15 protein-coding genes are annotated in these 23376 nt (G+C 37.1%); 8 read left to right on the top strand and 7 right to left on the bottom strand.

Features of this window, described 5'->3' with window-relative positions:
• The first annotated feature begins 17 nt into the window (after positions 1-17).
• Positions 18-2654, top strand: coding sequence for a DEAD/DEAH box helicase family protein (locus tag DDY94_RS05815; protein ID WP_111683116.1), 2637 nt, complete (start codon positions 18-20; stop codon positions 2652-2654).
• Here the strand turns inward: DDY94_RS05815 and hemF are convergent, their stop codons facing one another.
• On the bottom strand, positions 2655-3557 hold the full coding sequence (gene hemF / locus DDY94_RS05810; RefSeq protein ID WP_111683115.1) for an oxygen-dependent coproporphyrinogen oxidase: 903 nt from the start codon (positions 3555-3557) through the stop codon (positions 2655-2657).
• A 180-nt stretch (positions 3558-3737) separates the two neighbouring features.
• Between hemF and DDY94_RS05805 the strand changes: the two genes are divergently transcribed.
• Positions 3738-5576, top strand: a complete 1839-nt coding sequence (locus DDY94_RS05805) for a hypothetical protein (protein ID WP_111683114.1) — start codon at positions 3738-3740, stop codon at positions 5574-5576.
• On the opposite strand, the gene DDY94_RS05800 is transcribed toward DDY94_RS05805, so the two are convergent.
• The 5 genes from DDY94_RS05800 to hemA all read right to left on the bottom strand — a co-directional run bounded on the left by DDY94_RS05800 (position 5563) and on the right by hemA (position 10917).
• Complete coding sequence (locus DDY94_RS05800) at positions 5563-6114, bottom strand: GNAT family N-acetyltransferase (protein WP_111683113.1); 552 nt, start codon at positions 6112-6114, stop codon at positions 5563-5565. The two genes, DDY94_RS05805 and DDY94_RS05800, sit on opposite strands and share 14 nt — an antisense overlap.
• Entirely contained in the window at positions 6114-6896 is a 783-nt protein-coding gene (locus DDY94_RS05795) for an EI24 domain-containing protein (RefSeq protein ID WP_111683112.1), read from the bottom strand. Before DDY94_RS05795 ends, DDY94_RS05800 begins: the two co-directional genes overlap by 1 nt.
• A 78-nt stretch (positions 6897-6974) precedes the next feature.
• Entirely contained in the window at positions 6975-8000 is a 1026-nt protein-coding gene (hemE, locus tag DDY94_RS05790) for a uroporphyrinogen decarboxylase (protein WP_111683366.1), read from the bottom strand.
• Positions 8001-8099: 99 nt separating this feature from the next.
• On the bottom strand, positions 8100-9677 hold the full coding sequence (gene hemC, locus DDY94_RS05785; protein WP_111683111.1) for a hydroxymethylbilane synthase: 1578 nt from the start codon (positions 9675-9677) through the stop codon (positions 8100-8102).
• Positions 9670-10917: a glutamyl-tRNA reductase gene (hemA, locus tag DDY94_RS05780; protein ID WP_111683110.1), complete on the bottom strand. Its 1248-nt coding sequence runs from the start codon at positions 10915-10917 to the stop codon at positions 9670-9672. The genes hemC and hemA overlap by 8 nt, the downstream gene beginning before the upstream one ends.
• Positions 10918-11117: 200 nt before the next feature.
• Between hemA and DDY94_RS05775 the strand changes: the two genes are divergently transcribed.
• On the top strand, positions 11118-12017 hold the full coding sequence (locus DDY94_RS05775) for an AraC family transcriptional regulator (RefSeq protein ID WP_111683365.1): 900 nt from the start codon (positions 11118-11120) through the stop codon (positions 12015-12017).
• Between the two features lie 2 nt (positions 12018-12019).
• On the opposite strand, the gene DDY94_RS05770 is transcribed toward DDY94_RS05775, so the two are convergent.
• Positions 12020-15541, bottom strand: a complete 3522-nt coding sequence (locus DDY94_RS05770; protein WP_111683109.1) for a TraB/GumN family protein — start codon at positions 15539-15541, stop codon at positions 12020-12022.
• Positions 15542-15766: 225 nt separating this feature from the next.
• Here DDY94_RS05770 and hemH point away from each other — a divergent pair, with 225 nt between their 5' ends.
• From hemH to DDY94_RS05745, 5 genes are all read left to right on the top strand, one after another.
• Positions 15767-16837, top strand: a complete 1071-nt coding sequence (gene hemH / locus DDY94_RS05765) for a ferrochelatase (RefSeq protein WP_111683108.1) — start codon at positions 15767-15769, stop codon at positions 16835-16837.
• Positions 16838-16844: 7 nt separating this feature from the next.
• Positions 16845-18200, top strand: a complete 1356-nt coding sequence (locus tag DDY94_RS05760) for an MATE family efflux transporter (RefSeq protein ID WP_111683107.1) — start codon at positions 16845-16847, stop codon at positions 18198-18200.
• Positions 18201-18246: 46 nt separating this feature from the next.
• A complete protein-coding gene (locus DDY94_RS05755; RefSeq protein ID WP_111683106.1) occupies positions 18247-21333 on the top strand; it encodes a WD40/YVTN/BNR-like repeat-containing protein in 3087 nt (1028 codons plus the stop codon).
• On the top strand, positions 21333-21878 hold the full coding sequence (locus DDY94_RS05750; protein WP_111683105.1) for a CopD family protein: 546 nt from the start codon (positions 21333-21335) through the stop codon (positions 21876-21878). The genes DDY94_RS05755 and DDY94_RS05750 overlap by 1 nt, the downstream gene beginning before the upstream one ends.
• 85 nt (positions 21879-21963) lie before the next feature.
• The gene (locus DDY94_RS05745) at positions 21964-23373 is read left to right on the top strand and encodes a sensor histidine kinase (RefSeq protein ID WP_111683104.1); all 1410 of its coding nucleotides are present in this window, start codon (positions 21964-21966) and stop codon (positions 23371-23373) included.
• The last annotated feature ends 3 nt before the right edge of the window (positions 23374-23376 follow it).

Raw genomic sequence — 23376 nt, 5'->3', positions numbered from 1 at the left:
TTAATAACCATTATCTGTTGCCAAATCTATTCAAAGCCTTAAAGTTTCAGTTTTCGTGGCGTAGTTATCAGGAGGAGCTCTTAAAAAATTTTGATACTCATATTGAAGATAACCACTTTCATGTTATTGCTCCTCCAGGATCTGGCAAGACCATTTTGGGAATTGAAATATTAAGGCGAATCGGCAAGAAAGCGCTCGTACTTGCACCAACTCTAACGATTAGAGATCAGTGGCGAGATAGGTTGCAAACATTTTTCACGGATGATGAACCTTTTTCAGGTGTTTCAATGGACATTAAAAACCCAAGTGATGTCACCTTCGTCACCTATCAGTCCTTACATTCTTTCTATAAATCTTTTGAAGATAAAGATCAATTTCTGGAATTTTTCAAAATTCAAAATATAGAAACACTGGTATTAGATGAAGCCCATCATCTAAAAAATGCATGGTGGACCTGCCTTATAGCACTAAAAAAGAGTAATCCTTATTTTATTGTCGCCTTAACGGCAACACCACCTTATGATAGTAGTAGCTTAGAAGTCACCAAATATTTTACGCTTTGTGGAGACGTTGATGACGAAATATCTGTACCTAGCCTGATCAGAGAAAAAGACCTAAGTCCACATCAGGATTTTATCTATTTTTCTAAGCCTTATGATTCTGAAATCAATTTTATAAGATCGTATAGAAGTGATATTGATAAATTCAGAGAAGGTATTTTGAAGGATGAAAATTTTCGTGATCTGCTAGAAGATCACAGATTTTACGTAAATCCGTCCTATAATAGCGATGCTATTTACAATAACACCATTTTCTTCTCCTCTATATTGATTGCACTTAATGAGATAGGAGTAGCCATAGATCAAAGTAAACTTGAGTTTTTAGGCATACAAAACACCGACCTGATTCAGTTTCCTAGATTAGATCTTAAATGGTTAGAAATTCTGTTGCAAAATCTTTTGGTTACCGATCGCGAGAACTTAGAAGATCATGAAGATTATCTTTCGCAACTCGAAAAGCAACTTAAACGATTCAATGGATTAGAGCGCAGTAAAGTAAATCTTTCAGGAAACGACACTGTGCATAAATCTTTGGCCTTTAGCCCAAGTAAACTAGAGAGTATTGTAGAAATTGTAAATTCAGAACGTTTGTCTCTCGGCAATGATCTCAGCTGTGTTATTTTAACGGATTACGTTCGAAAAGAATATTTAAATACTCAAAACCATGAGGTAAGCAGCATTAACAAAATAGGCGTATTGCCAATTTTTCATTTCCTAAGAGCGAGTACAAGCATAACCAAGGATTTGGCAATTCTTACGGGAAGCATAGTTGTGATTCATCATTCTATTATTCATGCTTTCAAAGCCTACAGCGGAAAGGACTCGTACATTTTCACAACTCTTAAAGCCGATGACAACTTTGTTGTGGTTAGGGCATCTTCTAGTTCGAATAAAAACATCGTCGGTATTATAACTCAGCTTTTCGAAGATGGTATTATTAAAGTACTTATAGGAACCAAAGCCTTATTAGGTGAGGGTTGGGATGCACCTTCAATTAACAGTCTTATTTTAGCGTCGTTCATTGGTTCGTTTGTATCCTCAAATCAAATGCGTGGAAGAGCCATTAGAACAGACGCTAACAAACCCAATAAAACAAGTAATATCTGGCATTTGGCTTGTATTGATCCTACCGATGAATTGGGAGGAAAGGAAATTGCTCTACTGAAACGACGTTTTGAAGCTTTCGTTGGAATAACTAATACTAAAGTACCATTTATCACAGATGGCTATGAACGTTTAGGGATTCCGAATCAAATTGACGCTGATCTCATCGATGGTTTGAATGCCAATACCATTATGCGTTCTGAGAAAAGGGAAAATACATCTTTACAATGGAGGCAATCCATAGGAAATGGAAGTAAACTCACCAGACAGATTAAGCTTCATGAACCTAAAAAAACGGCATTCAAAAGTGAACGTAGCTATTATTTTTCTAGAATTTATAGATTGATTTTTGTAGAATTCATCTTGGTGACCTTGTTGTTTTTCCTCGGTTCTATAATTGCTGCTATAGGACTGAGTATAAATAAATCTTTCATAGCCGGACTTAAGTTTGTTGGGATTGCTATTTTACTCTATTTCGCCTATAAAATATATAAGAACACTATTCATTACTTAAGACATGGATTTTTGGCATATAGAATGAAAAACATCGGTGAAGCCCTATTAGATACAATGGATGAATTGCAAATTTTGAATACCATGCGAAGCTTGGTTCGCGTTCAATCTAGAAAAACCGCAAACGGTATGGTAGTATGTAATTTGAAGGGTGCTACTAAATATGAAGAAACCTTCTTTTTAAATACGCTAACAGAACTTTTGGAGCCCGTAAAATCTCCCCGATATATAATTGTAAAATCTGATTTTTTTAAAAAAGGATTCAATATCGAAAATTTTTATCCGGTCCCAGAAGCCTTTGGAAAGAACAAAGAAACTGCTGAAATTTTTCATAAACATTGGAAACGACAAATGGGCAAGAGCGAACTTATTTTTACAAGGCAAAAAGAAGGACGGCGTGCTTTATTAAGAGCGAGGTTGTACAGCCACACCAATGAGCAAAAAAAGGACCACGACACCTTAACGGCGTGGGAGTAGTTATACCCAATCTACAGGTGCTTTTAAAACCTTAAGCAAGCGCTCTTCTTCACTTCCTTTTTCAGGATGATGATCGTAAGCCCATTGCACATGAGGTGGTAAACTCATGAGGATACTTTCAATGCGGCCGTTAGTCTTTAATCCAAACAAAGTTCCTTTGTCGTGTACAAGGTTAAATTCAACATAACGTCCCCGACGAATTTCTTGCCAATTGCGCTGTGCTTGAGAATAGTTGAGGTCTTTTCGTTTTTCAACGATAGGAACATAAGCTTCTAAAAAACTATTGCCGACTTCAGTCACAAAATCGTACCAATTTTGCATGCTCATGGTGTCGCTTTTTTTGCAATAATCGAAAAATAAACCACCAATCCCGCGGGCTTCTTTCCGGTGAGAATTGTAGAAATAATCGTCACATCTTTTTTTGTAGGTCTCGTAAAACTCTCCATTGTGTTTGTCGCATGCAGTTTTGCAAACCTGATGAAAATGGGTGGCATCTTCATCGAAGAGATAATAGGGTGTTAGATCTTGTCCGCCACCAAACCACTGATCTACAATGTTTCCATCCTGATCGTACATTTCAAAATAGCGCCAGTTGGCATGTACTGTTGGGACCATTGGACTTTTAGGGTGAAGCACCAAACTTAACCCACAAGCGAAGAAATCAGCATCCTTTACACCGAAGTAACTCTGCATGCTTTCGGGTAATTTACCATGTACACCAGAGATGTTAACGCCGCCTTTTTCAAACACATTTCCATGTTCTATAACACGAGTTCTTCCGCCGCCACCTTCTGGGCGCTCCCAGAGATCTTCTCTAAATTTAGCTTTACCATCAATGGCTTCTAGCTTTGAAGTAATTGTGTCTTGAAGTTCGTGTATATATTTGAAAAAATGGTCTTTCATGGGTATAATTCTACCGTTAGCATGAGCGTTTAGCTCCTAAAAATTTAATGTTGCAAAATTACGATAATAGAGTAAAATAGGACTGAATTTCTAATAGGAAGTTATGCATTGAAGCGTTCTTCTTTCATTTGTATAAAAAACTGTATTTTTAAAAGAGCTATTAATTAAGGTCAGGTATACATGTTTGTCAATAGATTTTTTTATTGTGTAGTTTTTTGTTTTTCAATTTTAACGAGTTGGTCGCAAGACAAAACCTATAATAAAGCCGAATTAGACAACCTATACGAATCGCTAAAAGCAAACCTTAACCGCAGTGATTCAACACTTCAAAAGATCGATGGTGCCATCCCATCCATTTCAAAAATTAAAAACGATACCATAGCTGGAGATTTCTATCACAAATTTGCCAATTTAAGGTTAGATATGGGGCGCTGGGATAGTATTTCAAGAGGTATTCATAAAATGGGTTATGATAGGGTTGAAGCGTCTGGCGACAATTGTAAACTTGCAATAAGCCAATTCAACTTAACCCGATTTGCCTTATTTCAAGACAGTCCGGAATTACTTGAATCTGCCAACCACGGCTTGAAAATTGCGAAAGAATGTGGCGATTTAAAACAGATAGCACACGCGCAATCTTTTGTCGGCGCAGCCTATATCACCGATGCCGATTATAAAAATGCACTTAAAAACCTTTTGGAATCTGAAAAGAATTATAGCTCTATAAAGGATTCCTTGGGCATTGCCATGGTAAATCTCGATTTAGCTATTGTGTATTCTAATTTGCAAGAAAAGGTTCGCTCTATTGAGGCTACCAAGAAAGCTGCTTTTATTTATAAAAATGCGAAACGCGATCTTAACTATGCTGTGGCTCTCATAGATATGTGTTCGTCTTATCTCGACATGAAAGAGACCGACAGTGTTGTTAAATACTTACCAATAGCACACAAAATTGTTGAAAACAGACATCAATTGGCCAATGCATATGTGTATCAACACTATGGAAATTTGAATTATCAATTAGGTAAATACGATCAGTCGATCAAGGATCTTAAAAAGGGTTTAGAAGTCAATAAAACCATTGATGATAGTGGTCTCAATGTGAACTTATATAACTTTTTGGTGCAATCTTATAAGGCCAAAAACAATAAAGAACTGGCCTATGTATACGCCTTAAAATCTGATTCGGTGTCAGTGCTTATTGGTAATAGCTATGATCGGTTGAAAAGCTTATTAACTCTTGCAAAATCGAGTTATGAAGTAAATAAAAACAAAGAAAGTCACAGCGCATTTTTAGACTATATTGAACTAAAAGACAGTCTCCTAGGAGAGGAAAAATTGAAAGAAATTGCCGCTTTAGAAAAATTCTATGAAGCTGAAAAGCGCGAAAATCAAATTAAGATCCAACAGCAAGAAAACGACTTATTAACGGTAAAGAATAGAGCAGCTAACAATCGAAACATTGCTTTATTGATCACATTGTTTTTGCTGGCAGCAATTGCCTATGCTTTGATTAATAAGTTCAGACTGAAGGCAACAAAACAAAAAGCCATCACCAAGGTTAAGGAATTAGAAAATGAAAACCTGAATCAAAAAATTGAATATCAAAAACGAGAGTTAGCGTCTAAAGCGCTTCATATTGCTCAGAAAAACGAAATGCTAAACGAACTTAAAGGCGATCTCAATCAGCTAAAAAAAGACAGCAATAGTAATAGTGTAAATCACTTGATAAGAAAGCTACATATCGATAAACAGATCGATGACAATTGGGAGCAGTTTACAACCCAGTTTATGGAAATGAATCCAGATTTCTTCAAAAATATCACTCAGCTTTACAGCAATTTAACGAAAAATGATATTCGATTAATTGCATTATTAAAGATGAAATATGACTCAAACGCTATCGCCTCCTTGTTAAATATTTCGACTGAAGGCGTAAAGAAAGCGAGATATAGGCTTCGAAAAAAACTAGAACTTTCTTCTAAGGACGATTTAGAAAAGCACATTATGAGCTTTTAACTTCAGATTTGTAACGTTCATATAATTCCATGTCTAGCGGAGATTCGCCGGGAGGTGCATAGGCTTTTGCTAGTGTTTTTTGCCATTCAAAATCATTTTTTAGGGCTACTTTTATACTTGCCGGATTATCCTTATTCACAATGATTTGAAGCGTTTTTAGCCCCAATTCGTCAAAAGCATATACCGTTAAAAACTTGATGGCCTTAGTTATTAGTCCGCGACCTTCAAAAGTATAGCCGATGCAATAGGCAAATTCGCCTTGGCCCTTTTCCCAGTCTAACTCTTTAATGTAGATAAGTGCGGCCAGTGCTCTGGTTTCAGAATGTTTTAATGTGAATAGAAATTCTTCCTTACTTTCAAATTGTTTCACTTTTTGTTCAACAAATAACTGGGATAAGGTAGGTGATAAGTTTTGTTCTAATGTTTTTGGAAAGTACCGTTTGAAACGTTCCTCATTAGCTACCATGAGGTTGCAGATTTTCCAGGCATCACCTCCGTGAACTGCACTTATTTCAAAACCATCGAACGCAGCGATCATTAGTTAAGGTCTATCTTATCGAAAGGTTCAAAGCCAATTTCCTCATCATCGTCGAATAACAAATCAACTGCAATAACCGAAGCAGAGGTTACACTTAATGGGAGTACTAAAATAACTCCGATCACCGGGATGAATAAAAGGAGTAAGAATCCAATGCCATTTCCAATAGCAAGACCTCTATGTTTTCTAATGAACGCAACACTTTCTTTATATTTAAAATGGCGTTCAAGCGTGTAGTCCATATTTGCAAATCCGGCATAATAGGCCTGTACTAAAAACAACAGTGCTGTTGAAAAAATATTAACTACCGGAATAAATTTCAGAAGTAAAATAGGAATGGTATAAAGTAACTCTCTGAACAAATTGCGCATACCAATTCTAATCCCTCTAACCAGTTGTTTAGTAAAGTTTGTGTTCACATAATTCTGGGCAGGTTTACCTGTAAAATAGGCCTCGATCTTTTCTGAAACCGGAGCCATAAATGGCGAAGATAAGGCCATAATGATATGTTTATACATTATCAGCCCAATGGCAAATATGATAATACCTCCAATAAATGTAGAAATGGCAGTGAATGTTTCTTTGCCAAATTCCCAGATCCAGATCTGAGCAAACCACTCTCCAAGATTATCGGAAAGACCGTAAGCAGAGACAAAGATCAATACAAAAACTACAAAGCTAATGAGCACCGGAATAACGAAGTACTTCCATAATTTCAATTTTGAAATTAATCCGTAGGCTCCTGAATACACCTGAAGACCTCTAAATATATTTTGAATCATTTTTCAGTTTTAGTTGACAGTATTAACTACTAATCAAGACGCATGAAATTCCATTCTGTTACGTCGCTAATTCCGAAATTAAGCCTTATACTCTTTAACAGCATCAATGAAGGCCTTTGCATTATCTAACGGAATATTAGGTAGAATACCGTGACCTAAATTTACAATGTATTTGTCTTTCCCGAAAGCATTTATCATTTCGGTGACCATTTTTTTAATTTCTGAAGGTGGTGAGAATAATCGTGAAGGGTCAAAATTACCCTGAAGTGTAATATTTCCACCTGTGAGATATCTCGCATTTTGCGGCGAGCAGGTCCAGTCAACGCCTAGAGCAGCGGCATTAGATTTTGCCATTTCACCTAAGGCAAACCAGCACCCTTTTCCGAAGGCAATAACTGGCGCATCATCTTTTAAGGCTTCAATAATCTGATTTATGTATTGCCATGAAAATTCTTGATAGTCGGTTGGAGACAGCATGCCTCCCCAAGAATCAAAAACTTGTACGGCATTACATCCTGCAGCAACTTTTGCCTTTAAATAGGCAATGGTTGTATCTGTAATTTTTTGAAGCAATTGATGAGCAGCGATAGGGTTTGTAAAGCAGAACTGCTTGGCTTTGTCGAAGTTTTTACTGCCTTGTCCTTGCACACAGTAGCAGAGTATAGTCCAAGGTGAACCTGCAAATCCAATTAACGGAATATCATTATTGAGTAGTTCCTTGGTAGCTTTAATAGCCTGCATTACGTAGTCGAGTTCTACGTGTACATCTGGAATAATAACATTATCTACATCCTTTTGAGTGCGTACCGGATTTGGTAAGTATGGTCCGAAATTAAGTTTCATCTCCACCTCTATATTCATAGCTTGTGGAATCACCAAAATATCAGAAAATAATATAGCAGCATCCATTCCATAACGACGGATAGGTTGTACAGTAATTTCGCTGGCTAATTCTGGAGTGCGACAACGTGTAAAGAAATCGTACTTCGCCTTTATTTCCATGAATTCAGGTAAATAACGACCAGCCTGACGCATCATCCATACTGGTGGACGTTCAACTGTTTCTCCTTTTAGTGCTCTTAAGTATAAATCGTTTTTTATCATTTTACTTTCAATCCCATATTTTGTCATTCCTGCGAAAGCAGGAATCTAAATTTATTTACCAACAGCCATTTTGGATTCCTGCCTGCGCAGGAATGACAGCTATACATAATATTCATTAACTAATTCAATCACACTTTCCACGGTTGGTACTTTAGCTACTCTCACCTCTTCAAAATATGCACTCGCAGCTTTAGCGGTAGTTTCCCCAATACAAAATGCAATACCATGGGCTTTGTTTTGCTTCAGAAAACTTTCAACAGTAGAAGGGCTGTAAAACATAACACCGTCTAATTGACCTTCAATTTTATCGGCATCAAATTTTGTTTGATACGCTTCTATTTCATTGACAGAAATGTTGTTTTCACTAAGAATATTGGGCAGATCATCTAATCGAAGATCACTGCAGAAATAGGTAACCTCTTTCACGTTAGATTGTTCTACCAAATAAGACGCAAGCTTTTTAGCATTCGCTTCTGTATGCGTTACTTTACCGATACGCTTCTCTATCAGACGTTTGGTTCTTCGACCTACACAGTAGATATTTTTGAATTGCAATTCGGGAGTAGAATAGTTAGTGAGTAAAGACTCAACAGCATTCTTACTAGTGATGATGACATGTTCTATCTCATTTCTAATAATACTCTTCGAAAGGCGATTGAGACTAATTTTTATAGCATCGTTACTCTCAGCCACAACCGCATTATGAAACAATAACAACTGATCGTCTGTGAGTTTTTTGGTAGAATAAATATTGGTCTTTTTATCGCTCCTCTGAAGTTGATCGATCAGTGTTTTACCACCTTTGCCAATAACATAGTCAGCACAAAATTCAGCCAAGTCATCATGCTTGCCTAGTGCTGCGACTTTAGAGACTTCCACTTTTTTTGTACCATCCTTACTTAATAGAATGCCTTTAAAATGAACTTCTTCATTTTTAATCAGTGCCAAAGCACCAATAGGCGCTGTACAGCCTCCTTCAAGTAGATTTAAAAATTTGCGTTCAATACTTGTGCATATTTCTGTTTCTTCATGATTGATCTCTGCGCAAATAGCTCTCGTCTCCTCATCAGATTCTAAGGCTGTGATCATTATAGCACCTTGTGCAGGGGCTGGGATCATCCAATGAAGGTTGATGGCATTTTCGGGTCTAATATTAAGTCGTCCAATTCCCGCAGCTGCGAAAATGGCACCATTCCAATCGGCATTATCTTCTAATTTCTGAAGTCTAGAATTCACGTTTCCTCGCAAACCAACTACAGTGTGCGTTGGATAGCGATTTAACCATTGCGCCCTACGTCTTAAACTTCCGGTAGCGATTATAGCCTCCCTTGCTGAAAGAAATTCTTCATTCTTTTTGAAAACAAGAGTATCATTAACGTTACCGCGTTTGAGTACAGCTGCTTGAACAATACCTTTGGGTAGAAGCGTAGGGACGTCTTTGAGTGAGTGCACTGCAATGTCAATATCTTCATTGAGCATAGCAATGTCTAATGTTTTTGTGAAAATCCCTGTAATACCAAGTTCGTATAACGGCTTGTCGAGAACAATATCTCCTGTAGATTTCACCGGAACCAAAACCGTTTTATGGCCTAAATGTTCTAATTGAGATTGAACGGTTTTTGCTTGCCACATAGCCAATTGGCTATCGCGCGTGCCAATGCGAATTGTTTTAGGCATTATCTATGGTTTCTAGCTGGAATATTTTTTTGATAAGCTCTATACTTTCATCTGAAGAGCCATCGGCTCTAAGGTGATGAGCAACCTGATTGGTGATCTTTTGAATGATGTTGTTAGTGATCAACTCAGCCTGATCTTCATTGAAATCAGCTATTTTTTTACGCTGCGTATTTAATTCTGAAGCTTTAAAACCGTTGAGCTTATGTTTTATCGCCTGTATGGTAGGTACAAATTTTAAGGTGTCTATCCACGCGTTGAACTCCGTCATGATCTCATCAATAATACGTTCTGCCGCAGGGATAAAGGCTTTGCGTTTTTCTAAGGTATCATCAGTGATCTTTGCTAAATCATCTAAGTGAACCAAAGTAACATTTGAAAGCTCTCTTATATCTTCATTGACGTTTTTCGGAATAGAAAGATCGAGAACCAAAAGAGGTTTGTCTGTCGTAATTAATGATTTGTAAACGGTTGGATTTAAAGCACCAGTCGCTACAATTAAAATATCCGAACTATTGATCTCTTCTTCAAGTTGATTGTAATCTTTAACGAGAAGATTAAATTTACCAGCTACTTCTTCAGCCTTAGTTTTGGTTCTATTGATTAAGGTAATGTGCGAATTCTGTGTATGCTTTACTAAGTTCTCGCACGTATTTCGACCTATTTTACCAGTTCCGAAGAGTAAAATGTTTTTGTCTGAAATCTGTTCAACATTATTCATAATGTACTGCACCGATGCGAAAGATACAGATGTAGCACCAGACGATAATTCAGTTTCATTTTTGATACGCTTACTCGCCTGAATAACAGAATTCACTAAGCGCTCAGTAAAGGAGTTGAGCAAGCCAATGGTTTTAGATTTGCGTGCTGCAAACTTCAATTGACTTATAATTTCGAAATCTCCAAGAATCTGACTATCTAATCCTGAACCCACACGAAACATGTGGTGAATGGCATTTTTCCCTTTATGAATGTAAGCAACCTCCTGAAATTCCTCAACCGTTCCCTTTGTGTTTTCGCAAAGTAGGTGAATGAGCTGGTATGGATGCTCAGCAAAGCCATAAAGTTCCGTGCGATTACACGTTGAAATGACCATTAAACTTTCTATGGCATTTTCTTTAGCCTGAAGCAATAAGTTTTGCTTTTCAGTATCTCCCAAACTAAAATGACCGCGCACCTCAGCATCAGCTTTCTGATAGCTGAGTCCTATGGCATAAAAATATGTGCTTTTATGTTGTTGCATTCGCTCGTTTACCTGACTCGGAAATTAACAAGGCAAATTTACTTTTGTTAATAACAAAAAAATAACGCTAGAAGAACTTAAAATATCGTTTCTGGTTTTTTAAGTTTATTTTTTAATAAAACATGATTTTTGTCATACTTTTGTAGTGAAATCAAGGCTTTTTAAGTCTTTAGTTTAGAATGAATCTAAATAACAAGAAAATGAATTTTGAAAAAATGCCTTCAAAAAGTGTCGCTAGAGGTACTTTTGACGAAACCTACATCGAAGATGGCTTTTTTGTGCTCACTTCAAAAAATGATAACGACCTTGTTGAAATTCTTGAACGAGAGATCGATAGCAGCTATATTCAATTTCATTTTTGCACTAAGGGTTCAGCAGATTTTGTTTTTAATCAAGGGAATTATACGCTGAATATTAAAGAAGAGACGTCTTTATTATTATACAATCCGCAACGAGATCTTCCTATTCATTTAGAATTACATCCACATTCTTGGTTGGTGTCTTTTGTGATCTCTATAAAGAAGTTTCATGGGTTATTTTCTCAAGATGCTAATTATGTAACGTTCCTTTCCGAAGAAAATAAGAACAAAAAATACTATACTGATGGAAAAATCAATCCGTCTATGGCCGTAGTATTAAATCAGCTGATTAGTTTCAATCTTAATTCGTCCATTAAGCCATTATACTTCAAGGCTAAAGTTTACGAGCTGCTGAGTTTGTATTTTAATAGAAATGAAGATGCCGATATTGAACAATGTCCGTTTTTGGTTGATGAAGTTAATGTCGCCAAATTGCGTAATGCAAAGGATATTATTATTGCTCAAATGGCCGAACCGCCTAGCTTAAAAGATTTGGCTCAGGAAGTTGACCTAAGCTTGAAAAAACTCAAAGAGGGCTTCAAACAGATCTACGGAGATACCGTTTATGGCTTTTTATTTGACTATAAAATGGAAGTGGCACGTAAACTTTTAGAGTCTGGCGATTACAACGTCAATGAGGTTGGCTTACGAGTAGGTTATAGCACAGCCAGTCATTTTATTGCAGCCTTTAAAAAGAAATTTGGCACTACGCCTAAAAAATATATTACGGCGGCTAGCTGAACTTAATAATCATAATACCCATTGTAACCATTAGAACTCGGAGTAACCCGTTTACGGTCCTTGTATATGGCGAGGTTTATAATTTCTTCGTATTGCTCTTCTAGTTCCTTAGTTTCATCTATCGTTGTTCCGTAGTTATCTGACTTGTCGTAATAATCTACCACTAATTGATTTGGATCTTTTGGTTTAATAAATGAGATATAGTGTAATACTTCAGATTTGCCTGAGTATTCATCATCCTTATCAATTCTAAAGAAATACATTACAGCATCTTTGCCTTTGTCGGTTTTAAAATCGCGTTTCATAAGATAAGTGACAGAATCTTTCTCTTTCTCATAATTTGCTTGTGATAAAAGCTTTGATTTGGCAAATTGTTGCTGACTGATATTAAGTGATTTAATTTTTGAAAGCAGTTTGGCTTCATCTAATTCTTCTAAGAGACGATATTGGTTTTCTTCATCTTCAACCAGTTTTTCCACAAGTTGCTGCGGTATGGCTTCCTTGTTTTTCGTTAGCAAAATATAGTAACGTACCAATGCTGAGGTCTCGTCGACATTCAACATTTTTTCAAAGAAATCCTGAGCCGTTCGCTCCTTTCTGTATGGAAATATAAGGTTTACATAAGTAGACAGATCGTCGGAGTATGAATTGTAGCCATAACCATTATTACTCAAACTACGTTTTACTTCGATCTTACCGTCATTAATGATCTGATTCTTATATTTTTTATACGAATTGATCTTCACTTGTCCACTATCTTTTAAGCGTACTAATAGATCGTAAAGTGGCTCCTTGTATTCGCTAATAGTACTGTATTGAAGAATTTTTGGGAATAATGCAGCCTTCAATTCTAAAGAATCCTTTCGGTAGTAGTTATAGAATACACCGCCAATACCACCTAACGGTAGGTCGCGCTCCATAAGATCCATGGCTAGTTCGTAATTTTCTTTTTTATTCGAATAGAATAAACCTTCTAAAATGGCTGATTGTGTCTGAGGATCTGAATAGCTGTCATAGTATAATTGCTTAACAAAATCGATATTATTTTCAAGGTCGATCTCAATGAGTTTTCTAACCAAATGCGATTTAATGTTTAAACGTTCTTTATCAAATTCAAAATCTTTCAGTATAGAAACCATATCTCGGCTATTGTACTTTTTGAATTTTATAAGATTGTACGATTCTAAAACAATACTGTCGTTTTCCTTCAGCGCATCAAAGAACTGACGTGTTTTATCCTTTAGTACATCCTTACCCATCAACGTGTCTATTGGCGTAAAGGAATCATAAAATTCAGTTACAAATTTTGAAGGACCACTTATGGAGTCTATTAAGGTCTTCATTTCAAAAAGCACGCCTTCTTTAAGGACGTTCTTAACCATCACTTGTTTAGCACTATTTGAATCTGTGTATGTAAAACTATAAGTGTAGATATTATCTGTTTTAGTTTTTACCTTATTACCTATTTTGAATTTTTTCTTAGGTGAATAATAACGTGTGCCGTAATTGATTTTACGCTCCACAGTATTCCACAAACTATCTACATTATGATACATTTGAAGATCATGAAATTTCTTCCTCGAGACTTCAATTTGCTCGTTGGCTTTGGTAGAATAGGTTGTTGTTTTTGATTTCTCTTGGTAGTCTTTTTCATCTTTATTACCGCCATAATAACCATAACCGTATGGATTAGGTATTGGCGCCTTAGCATTTGTATATACTGAAAAATGTAAAGAGGTATCTACCACCTTTTCAAAATCAGAGTAATCCGTCTTGTTAAATCTAAACGATTCGAAAAACGCTGATTTTTCTTCAGTGTTGGTCCCAACATAGCCCAAAAGATAATAGCTTCCATCTTTTACGATGGTTTTTAGGTGTAAACTTTTGTTTGTTGTAGAATCTAATAGGGCGCGCGACTCATAGTTTTTGTAGGTGCCAGATTTAAAGCCGCCATCAACCTCTTCAAGCTTATAATTTTTGTAAAGCGCATGGTGAAAATATTTTGCCTCAAAACTGTCTTCTTCAATATAGTCTAGATCGTGAACAGGGACTTCTTCAAGAAAATAGTAAGCATCATTCTGATAGCCTTCCAACAATTTTTTCCCTTTGTTATTCATATTACTAGTGATGTAATACTCCGGAAAATCCACATTATATTTTTTGCTTGGAGATTCAAAAGGCACCAATGCATTTGATGGTGTTTTAAGCGAAATTGAATTAAAGATCTTGGCTTCATGCTTCAACACAAAATCACTTCGACCTGCATATTTAATAATAATAATCTCTAATGGTGTTTGATAAATATGATATTTCTGAAACTCACCTTTTTTAGTCTTATTAACGATACTTAGACCAGGATAAGGATCGGTTAATTCTTCTTTCTTAACAATATCTCCAGGGATATCTTCATAGAGCAGATCGTCGATATCTTGAAGCGTCATGTTATCTTTCTCGTTAGGCAGATACATAAATCGGCTGATTCTGTTAACGGTGAGATAAGCGCCATTGGTCATATCTGGATCGAGGTAATATTTCTGACCAGAATACGAGAATTCACGCAATTCGTCATAAGTATTTAGCCCTAAAAAGCCATCAGGAGTTTTATGAATCTTTAACTCAGGCGCTACAAATAGGCTATCGAGTTTTGTCTTTTCAGTTTTACTAAAATCGGTTTGCTCAGAGGTTAAAGCTTTTACTGTATAACCGCGCTGACGCAACATATTGATCATGCCTTTGTCACCAGGTAAATGAGCCGCACCCACACCTGCAAAGACCGATTTTTGAGGCATTAGTTCTACTAGAGAATTCACCATGTTTTCATTTCGAATGTAAAGCATGTTTTCTCTGTAGAATTCTGTATTTACACCTGCGCCGATAGAATCTAATAGGTCTAGATTTCTGTCACGATACAGATTTTCCTGAATTAAATACGGGTTTTCTTTAGCATACAATTTTTGTAACCATGGATCTAAATCCTTTTTATTTGCATTGTAGGCTGCTTTTGTAGTTAAGTAGCGCGATTCGGCCAAATCCTCTAATCCGTAGATCTCTTTCCCATTTTTCTTTCCTGCCTGATAAATAAACATATCCAAATAGGTTTCCTCTTCAAAATTATCAGCCGCATTACTTTTTCTGTATAAATAGGCATTTACAGCACCATTATCCATCCTAACTGAAGCTCTAATAGCCATTTCTTCAGGATGCGATAATTTAAAAAGGTTAGTGTAGAAACCATATCTGTAGTTATTGTAATAGCTCATTTCATTGAGCATCATGTCGTAGTTAAAACCTGGCCAGGTTGTTGGGTCAGATTCTAAAGCAATACATTCGCTCTCATTCAAGGCTTTATAAAAAACATCATCTAGTCTGAAGGCTACCTTTTTACTTACGTGCATGGTGCCATAGAGATAAGATGGTTTTTCTAAACCATTGCCAGTGATCTCCCAAAGTAAACTCTGATATTTTTGTTGTGAAAAGCTTGATATTGAAATTGTAAATATGAGGGCAATTAAGATCTTTTTCATTTGTATAAATTATTCAGGACTCGTAAAGATATTTAAATCATTGAAATAGCCATGGCCATTATCTAAAACTCGTTAAAAAACTCAAATAATAGATGTTCTATGTTAAAATTAATAACTGAAAAATTTAAAAAATATGATACGCGATACCAATATAAATAAAAGCTATGTTAAGGATAAGGAGGTATTAGCAAAAGGGTTGTATTTTTGCTTTTGAAAAAGAAAACTATGTCAAAAGGAATTTTATTAGTCAATTTAGGATCTCCAGATAGTCCAAACCCAAAAGATGTAAAAACTTATTTGGGGGAATTCTTAATGGACGAACGTGTTATCGATGTGCCACTATGGGCTCGAAATCTATTAGTCAAAGGAATTATATTAAATACGCGTCCTAAGGCTTCAGCAAAAGCTTATAAAAAGATTTGGTGGGAAGAAGGCTCGCCTCTTATTGTACTTTCAGAAAGACTTCAAGAAAAAGTTCAAAAGCAAGTCGATTTCCCAGTAGCCTTGGCTATGCGTTATGGAAGTATGACCATCAAAAACGGACTTCAAGAATTGGTAGACAAAGGCTGTACCGAGATTATGACCATACCCTTATATCCTCAATTTGCAATGGCTACCACAGAAACAATTGATGTTAAGGTCGATGAATTGGTGGCAGAGCATTTTCCGCAGGTAAAAATTACCAGAACTCCAGCCTTTTATAAAAGAGCGGATTACATCGACGTTCTGTCAAAGAGTATTGCCGAAAAACTCGAAGGCTTAGATTACGAGCATATTCTTTTTAGTTACCACGGTGTTCCCGAGCGTCATATTCGCAAAAGCGATATTACTAATGGCAATTGCAAAATGGATGGCAAATGCTGCTTTAAAAAAGGGAGTCCGCAGCACGAATTCTGTTACCGTCATCAGTGCGAGATCACTACGGTCAATGTCGCCAAGAAACTGAAGCTTAAAAACGGCACTTACTCAACAACGTTCCAATCGCGATTAGGTTTCGATCCATGGTTAAAACCTTATACAGATCGTACCATTGAGCGCATGGGCAAAGAAGGCGTAAAGCGAATGGCCATTGTAACACCAGCATTTGTGAGCGATTGTTTAGAAACGCTTGAAGAAATTGCCATGGAAGGTGAAGAAATTTTCCATGAAGTTGGAGGCGAAGAGTTCACGGTGATTCCTTGTTTAAATGAACGCGATGATTTTGCTGCAGTAATCGGTAATATGATTGGTGAATGGGCAGAAACCGGGCAACTAAGCCACAGCAATGTGGCTCTGGCCACTGAGAGCAAATCTTAAGTGCTTAATGGCTAAAGTAACCTCACAAGATTTAGGTACCGAACCTATTGGAAAGCTACTCATTAAACAAGCTGTTCCTGCATCGATCGGTATTTTAGTGATGTCTTTAAACATTTTGGTTGATACCATTTTCGTCGGAAATTGGATTGGCCCAACGGCTATTGCTGCCATCAATGTTGTACTTCCTGTATCGTTTTTTATAGCCGCCCTTGGTATGGCCATAGGTATTGGAGGATCGTCAATAATTTCTAGAGCTTTAGGTGCTGACAATCGAAAAAAAGCGCTTACCGTATTCGGAAATCAGATTACCCTAACATTACTTCTTACGGTTTCTTTAGTTATTCCAGGCCTTTACTTCGTAGATAGTATTATTCCAGCCTTTGGCGGTAAAGGCGGTATTTTTGAACCCGCTAAGATCTACTATGTTATCGTACTTTACGGTATTCCATTTTTGGCTTTATGTATGATGGGGAATACGGTTATTCGAGCTGAAGGCAAACCAAAATTTGCCATGTACGCTATGATGATTCCTTCTGTTGGAAATTTACTTTTAGACTATATTTTTATTAAAGTATTCGACTTCGGAATGCATGGCGCCGCTTGGGCTACAACAGGATCTTATGTATTATGTCTGGCATTTATTGTTTGGTTCTTTTTTTCGAAAAATTCAGAATTAAGAATCACTGAGTGTTTCTACAGATTGAAATTACCTATCGTGAAGGAGATCGGAAGTTTAGGCTTTGTAACCTTATCTCGTCAGGCAATTGTTAGCGTTACCTACCTACTCATGAATAACATTTTATTCGATCTTGGTGGAGAAACTTCAGTAACTGCATACGCTATAGTTGGTCGAATGCTCATGTTTGCTTTGTTCCCCGTTTATGGAATTACCCAAGGATTTTTACCGATTGCTGGTTTCAATTATGGTGCAGAAAAATACAAGCGCGTTCGGGAAACTATTATGACAGCAATTAAGTATGGCATCGGATTAGCCGCTATCATATTCGTGTTTTTAATGATATTCCCAGATGCCATTACACAGTTATTTACACAAGATGCTGAGGTGCTAAAGGAAACACCACCAGCCATGCGTTGGGTATTTGCAGCCACACCAATCATCGGAATTCAATTAATTGGTGCTGCCTATTTTCAGGCTATTGGTAAGGCAACACCTGCATTATTACTGACCTTATTACGCCAAGGCATTTTCTTCATTCCTCTGATATTTATTTTACCAGCATTTTATGGCGAATTAGGTGTTTGGATGGCCTTTCCAATTTCAGATGTGTTAGCCACGGCCGTGACCATGTACTTTTTACATCGCGAAGTAAAGTTAAATTTACTGCCCAAGGAAGCAGAATAATTTTTAATCCGTATTTTTAGGACTCTTTAACTAACCCTATTTTAATATGAAATTGTATACTACCCTAGCAGTATTATTGCTATCGTTATTCACGTTAAATTTAGAATCTCAAAATTTTCAAGAAGCGGATTATGGCGCCTTAGAGTATAGACTTTTAGGTCCTTTTAGAGGTGGAAGAAGTTGTGCTGTAACAGGCGTGCCCAACCAACCTAACTTGTATTATTTTGGGTCTACAGGTGGCGGAATTTGGAAAACTACCAACGGCGGACGCCAATGGGAAAATATTTCAGATGGATACTTCGGCGGTAGTATCGGTGCTATTGCAGTTTCAAAAAGCGATCCCAATGTCATTTATGTTGGTGGTGGTGAAAAAACTGTTCGAGGTAATGTTTCATCTGGCTACGGAATCTGGAAAAGTGTTGACGCTGGTAAAACCTGGACAGCTTCAGGATTACCAAAATCCAGACACGTTCCACGTATTGCAATTCACCCAACAAATCACAATATCGTTTATGCTGGTGTACTAGGAAATATATACAAACCTACTCAAGAACGCGGTGTTTATAAAAGTATCGATGGTGGTAAAACCTGGAAAAAGATTTTGTTCTCAAACGAACATGCTGGTGTGGTTGATTTGATAATGGACCCTACTAATCCGAGAATACTTTACGCCTCTACTTGGAGAGTACAACGAACACCGTACAGCTTAAGTTCTGGTGGTGAAGGTTCTGCTCTTTGGAAAAGTACAGATAGTGGAGAAACTTGGACTGAAATTTCGACCAAAAAAGGATTCCCTGGTGGTATCTTAGGAATTATTGGTGTTACGGTGTCGCCAGTTAATAATCAACGTGTTTGGGCAATAGTTGAAAATAAAGATAAAGGTGGTTTATACCGAAGTGAAGATGGCGGCGAAACTTGGACGCAAGTCAACAGCGAGCGTAAATTGCGCCAACGTGCATGGTATTACACCAGAGTTTATGCAGATACAGAAGATGTAAATACCGTTTATGTCTTAAACGTGCGCTATCATAAAAGTACTGATGGCGGAAGAACCTTTAGTACTTATAATGCACCTCACGGTGATCATCACGATCTTTGGATCGCTCCCGAAAATCCACATCGCATGATTATTGGTGATGATGGTGGCGCTCAGGTGACTTATGATGGTGGAGAGACTTGGAGTACGTACTACAACCAACCGACGTCTCAGTTTTATCGTGTCACTACAGATAATGCATTTCCATATCGAATTTATGTAGCCCAGCAAGATAATTCAACCATAAGAATTCCACATCGTACAGATGGATTTTCAATAAGTGAAGATGACTGGGAAAGCACAGCAGGTGGAGAGTCTGCACATATAGCGATCGACCCAGAAGACAATGATATAGTGTATGGTGGTAGTTATGACGGGTTCTTAACTCGTGTTAATCACAAAACCGGAACTGTAAGAGCCATCAATGTATGGCCAGATAACCCTATGGGTCATGGAGCAGAAGGCATGAAATATCGTTTCCAATGGAACTTCCCAATCATATTCTCAAAGCATAATCCAGATCGATTGTACACCTTCTCACAACATGTTCATGTTACTGAAAATGAAGGGCAGTCCTGGGATATTATTAGCCCTGATCTCACAAGAAATGACCCAGAAAAGTTGAAGTCTTCGGGTGGTCCAATAACCCAAGATAACACTTCAGTAGAGTACTATTGTACCATTTTTGCAGCGCAAGAATCCCCTTTAAAGGAAGGCTTGCTTTGGGTTGGTAGTGACGACGGTCTAATTCATGTTACGCAAGATGGTGGCAAGACTTGGGATAATGTAACCCCTAAAGGAATGCCAGAATGGATGATGATCAATAGTATTGAACCAAGCGCCTTCGATGCAGGTACTTGTTATGTTGCAGGAACCAAATATAAAACTGGTGATTTTGCGCCTTACTTATACAAAACTACCGACTACGGTAAATCTTGGAAAAAGATTACTAACGGCATCAACGAAGAACATTTTACCAGGGCGTTAAGAGAAGATCCAAAACGTAAGGGACTGCTATATGCAGGTACTGAAACAGGAATGTATATTTCGTTTAACGATGGCCAGGATTGGAAACCATTTCAGATGAATTTACCAATCGTGCCTATCACTGATTTAACTATTAAAGACAATAACCTTATTGTAGCTACCCAAGGGCGAAGCTTGTGGATCATTGATGATCTAACAGTAATTCATCAATTGTATGATGCTGACCTTAGTAAGAATGTGCTTTTCAAACCAAAAGACACCTATAGAATGCGCGGTGGTAGTAGAAAAGGGAGCAAAACGACTGGAAGCAATCATCCGAATGGTGTGATGACCTATTTCAATTTGAAAGATTATAAGGACGATGACAAAGTATCATTGACTTATTTTGATACTAAGGGCGACACCATCAAGACCTTTTCAACAAAAGACAAAAAGAATAAGTTAACCGTGAAGAAAGGGGCCAATCAGTTTGTGTGGAATATGACCTATGATGGTGCGGAGCGCTTGAAAGGAATGATTCTATGGTGGGCGAGTTTAGACGGGCCGAGAGCAATTCCGGGGCAGTATAAAGTAACATTAAATGTAAATGGCGAAGAGCAGTCTCAAGCATTTACCATTCTTACAGATCCTAGAGCTGAAAGTACTTTGGCGGATATGCAAAAGCAGTTTGAATTCATAAAGAGTGTGAATAAAACAATGGATGAGGCACATAAATCCATTAAAAAAATAAGGAATATCAATGCGCAGTTAGGAGCATTTCAAAAGCAATATAAAGACGACGAAAATGTAAAAGACCTGGTTGAAAAAGCAAAGGCTTTAGAGGAACAATTGTCTAATATTGAAAAGGAACTGTATCAAACTAAAAATAGAAGTGGTCAGGATCCGTTGAATTTCCCTATTCGATTGACCAACAAATTAGGACATTTAAATTCTTTGGTTCGTATGGGCGATTTTGCACCAACCGCACAAGATATTGCTGTTAGGAATGAACTGACTGCTAAAATTGAAAAACAACTGGCAGATTTTAATACCATCTTAAATGATGAGGTTAAAGCCTTTAATGCGGCATTTAATTCGAAACAACTCAATTATTTATTTGTGGAGGATTAATGGAATACAACTATATAAAATCACTTCATCTTATTTTTGTAATTACCTGGTTTGCGGGTCTGTTCTACATTCCCAGATTGTTTGTTTACCAGATTGAAGCGTTTCATAAGCCTTCACCAGAAAAGGAAATTTTGGGCAAACAGTTAAAACTTATGGCCAAACGGCTGTGGTATATCATCACCTGGCCTTCAGCGATATTGGCCACTGTTTTTGCAATATGGTTAATCATCATCAGACCTGTTTGGTTAGAACAAGGCTGGATGCATGTTAAACTGGCTTTTGTTCTGGCCTTATTTATTTACCATTACAAGACACACGTGTATTACAAGCAATTACAAAATGATGAGGTTAAGGTAACGTCTAATTTTATGCGAATCTGGAACGAGGGCGCAACCTTTATTTTATTTGCTGTGGTCTTTTTAGCCATTCTGAAAAATTCGATCAATTGGATTTACGGCGTTGTTGGTATTATTGTTTTAGGGATTTTGATTATGCTTGGATTTCGTTTGTATAAAAACATTCGTGCTAAGAATCCGGATGCTTAATTGGCTCGATTATTGCTATATTTAGTCCATTATTGACCCGATGAAAATTAAAAAACTGTCTTTAAGATCCCGAATATTTATCGCCATGATACTGCTGGTACTCTTGGCTTCGATCTTAATTGCAGCAGTTACGATTTATCAGTACAACGAGGAAGCCCGCGATTATCACCGAGAACGTTTAGAGCGCAAGGAGAAGGCCATTCGTAAGAGTATCGATTTTACCATTCAGAAAACCACCTATCCGGTAACTACCGAGAATGTACCTTTAATTTTTAAAGATGCGATCTTCGATATCGATGCTGTGCATAGCCTTCAAATTAATTTATACGATCTGGAAGGTCAGCTTTTAATAAGTTCGAAACGAACCATTCAACGCGATACAACCGAACAATGCCTAACGGCTGATGTTTTAAATACTTTATCAAACACTGCAGAACATCGAAAGGTTATCAAAAAGGCTGAAAACGGACAGACCTTTCAATCTTCATATTCCTATATCACAGACGAAAAATTCAAAAATTTAGCAATTTTGAATTTACCCTACTTGGAAAATGATGATTTCCTGAATAAAGAATTGAATGAATTCTTACTTCGTTTAGGGTACGCCTATTTAGCTATGATCTTAGCGGCCATTGTATTTGCCTATTTTATTTCGAAATACATTACAAAGTCGCTTAAAACCATTAGCGATAAAATGAATGAAACACGTCTCGAAAAACGCAATAAGAAGATTCAAGTAGAATCGACTAGCGAGGAAATTGAGACCTTGGTAAATTCATATAATAGTATGATCGATGAACTCGAAGCTAGTGCTGTAAAACTTGCCACAAGCGAGCGTGAACAGGCTTGGCGTGAAATGGCAAAACAAGTGGCGCATGAGATCAAAAATCCACTTACACCTATGCGTTTGAGTGTGCAAAGTTTCCAACGTAAATTCGATCCTGAAGACCCAAGTGTTGATCAAAAAGTTGAAGAATTTAGTAATACTTTAATTCAGCAAATAGACACCATGAGTTCTATCGCTTCGGCCTTTTCAAATTTTGCAAAAATGCCTGCTCAGAAAAGTGAAGAACTCGATGTGGTTAATATTGTACGACTCGCTCTTGATATTTTTAACGAGCATTATATTTCTTATGAAGCTGAGGAGGAAGAGATCATTGCTAAATTCGATCGTACACAACTGATCAGAGTGGTAACCAATTTAGTTAAGAATAGTATTCAGGCAATGCCAAAAGATAAAGCCGATCCTAATATTGATGTGCGTGTGTTTTCGGATGGAGATCTTGTTAAAATCACTGTTGAAGATAATGGTTCTGGTATTTCCGAAGAGACTAAATCTAAAATCTTCGAACCAAAATTCACCACCAAAACTAGTGGTATGGGACTTGGATTAGCTATGGTAAAAAATATTGTGGAAACCTTCGGCGGAAGTATTACCTTTACGTCAGAAGAAGGTAAAGGAACGATCTTTACTGTGGCATTTCCAAAGAAATAAAAA

This window comes from Winogradskyella tangerina, assembly GCF_003260205.1.
Classification (GTDB): Bacteria; Bacteroidota; Bacteroidia; order Flavobacteriales; family Flavobacteriaceae; genus Winogradskyella; species Winogradskyella tangerina.
The sequence above is the reverse complement of the archived record's forward strand: the minus strand, read 5'-3'. Positions and strand labels throughout refer to the sequence as shown.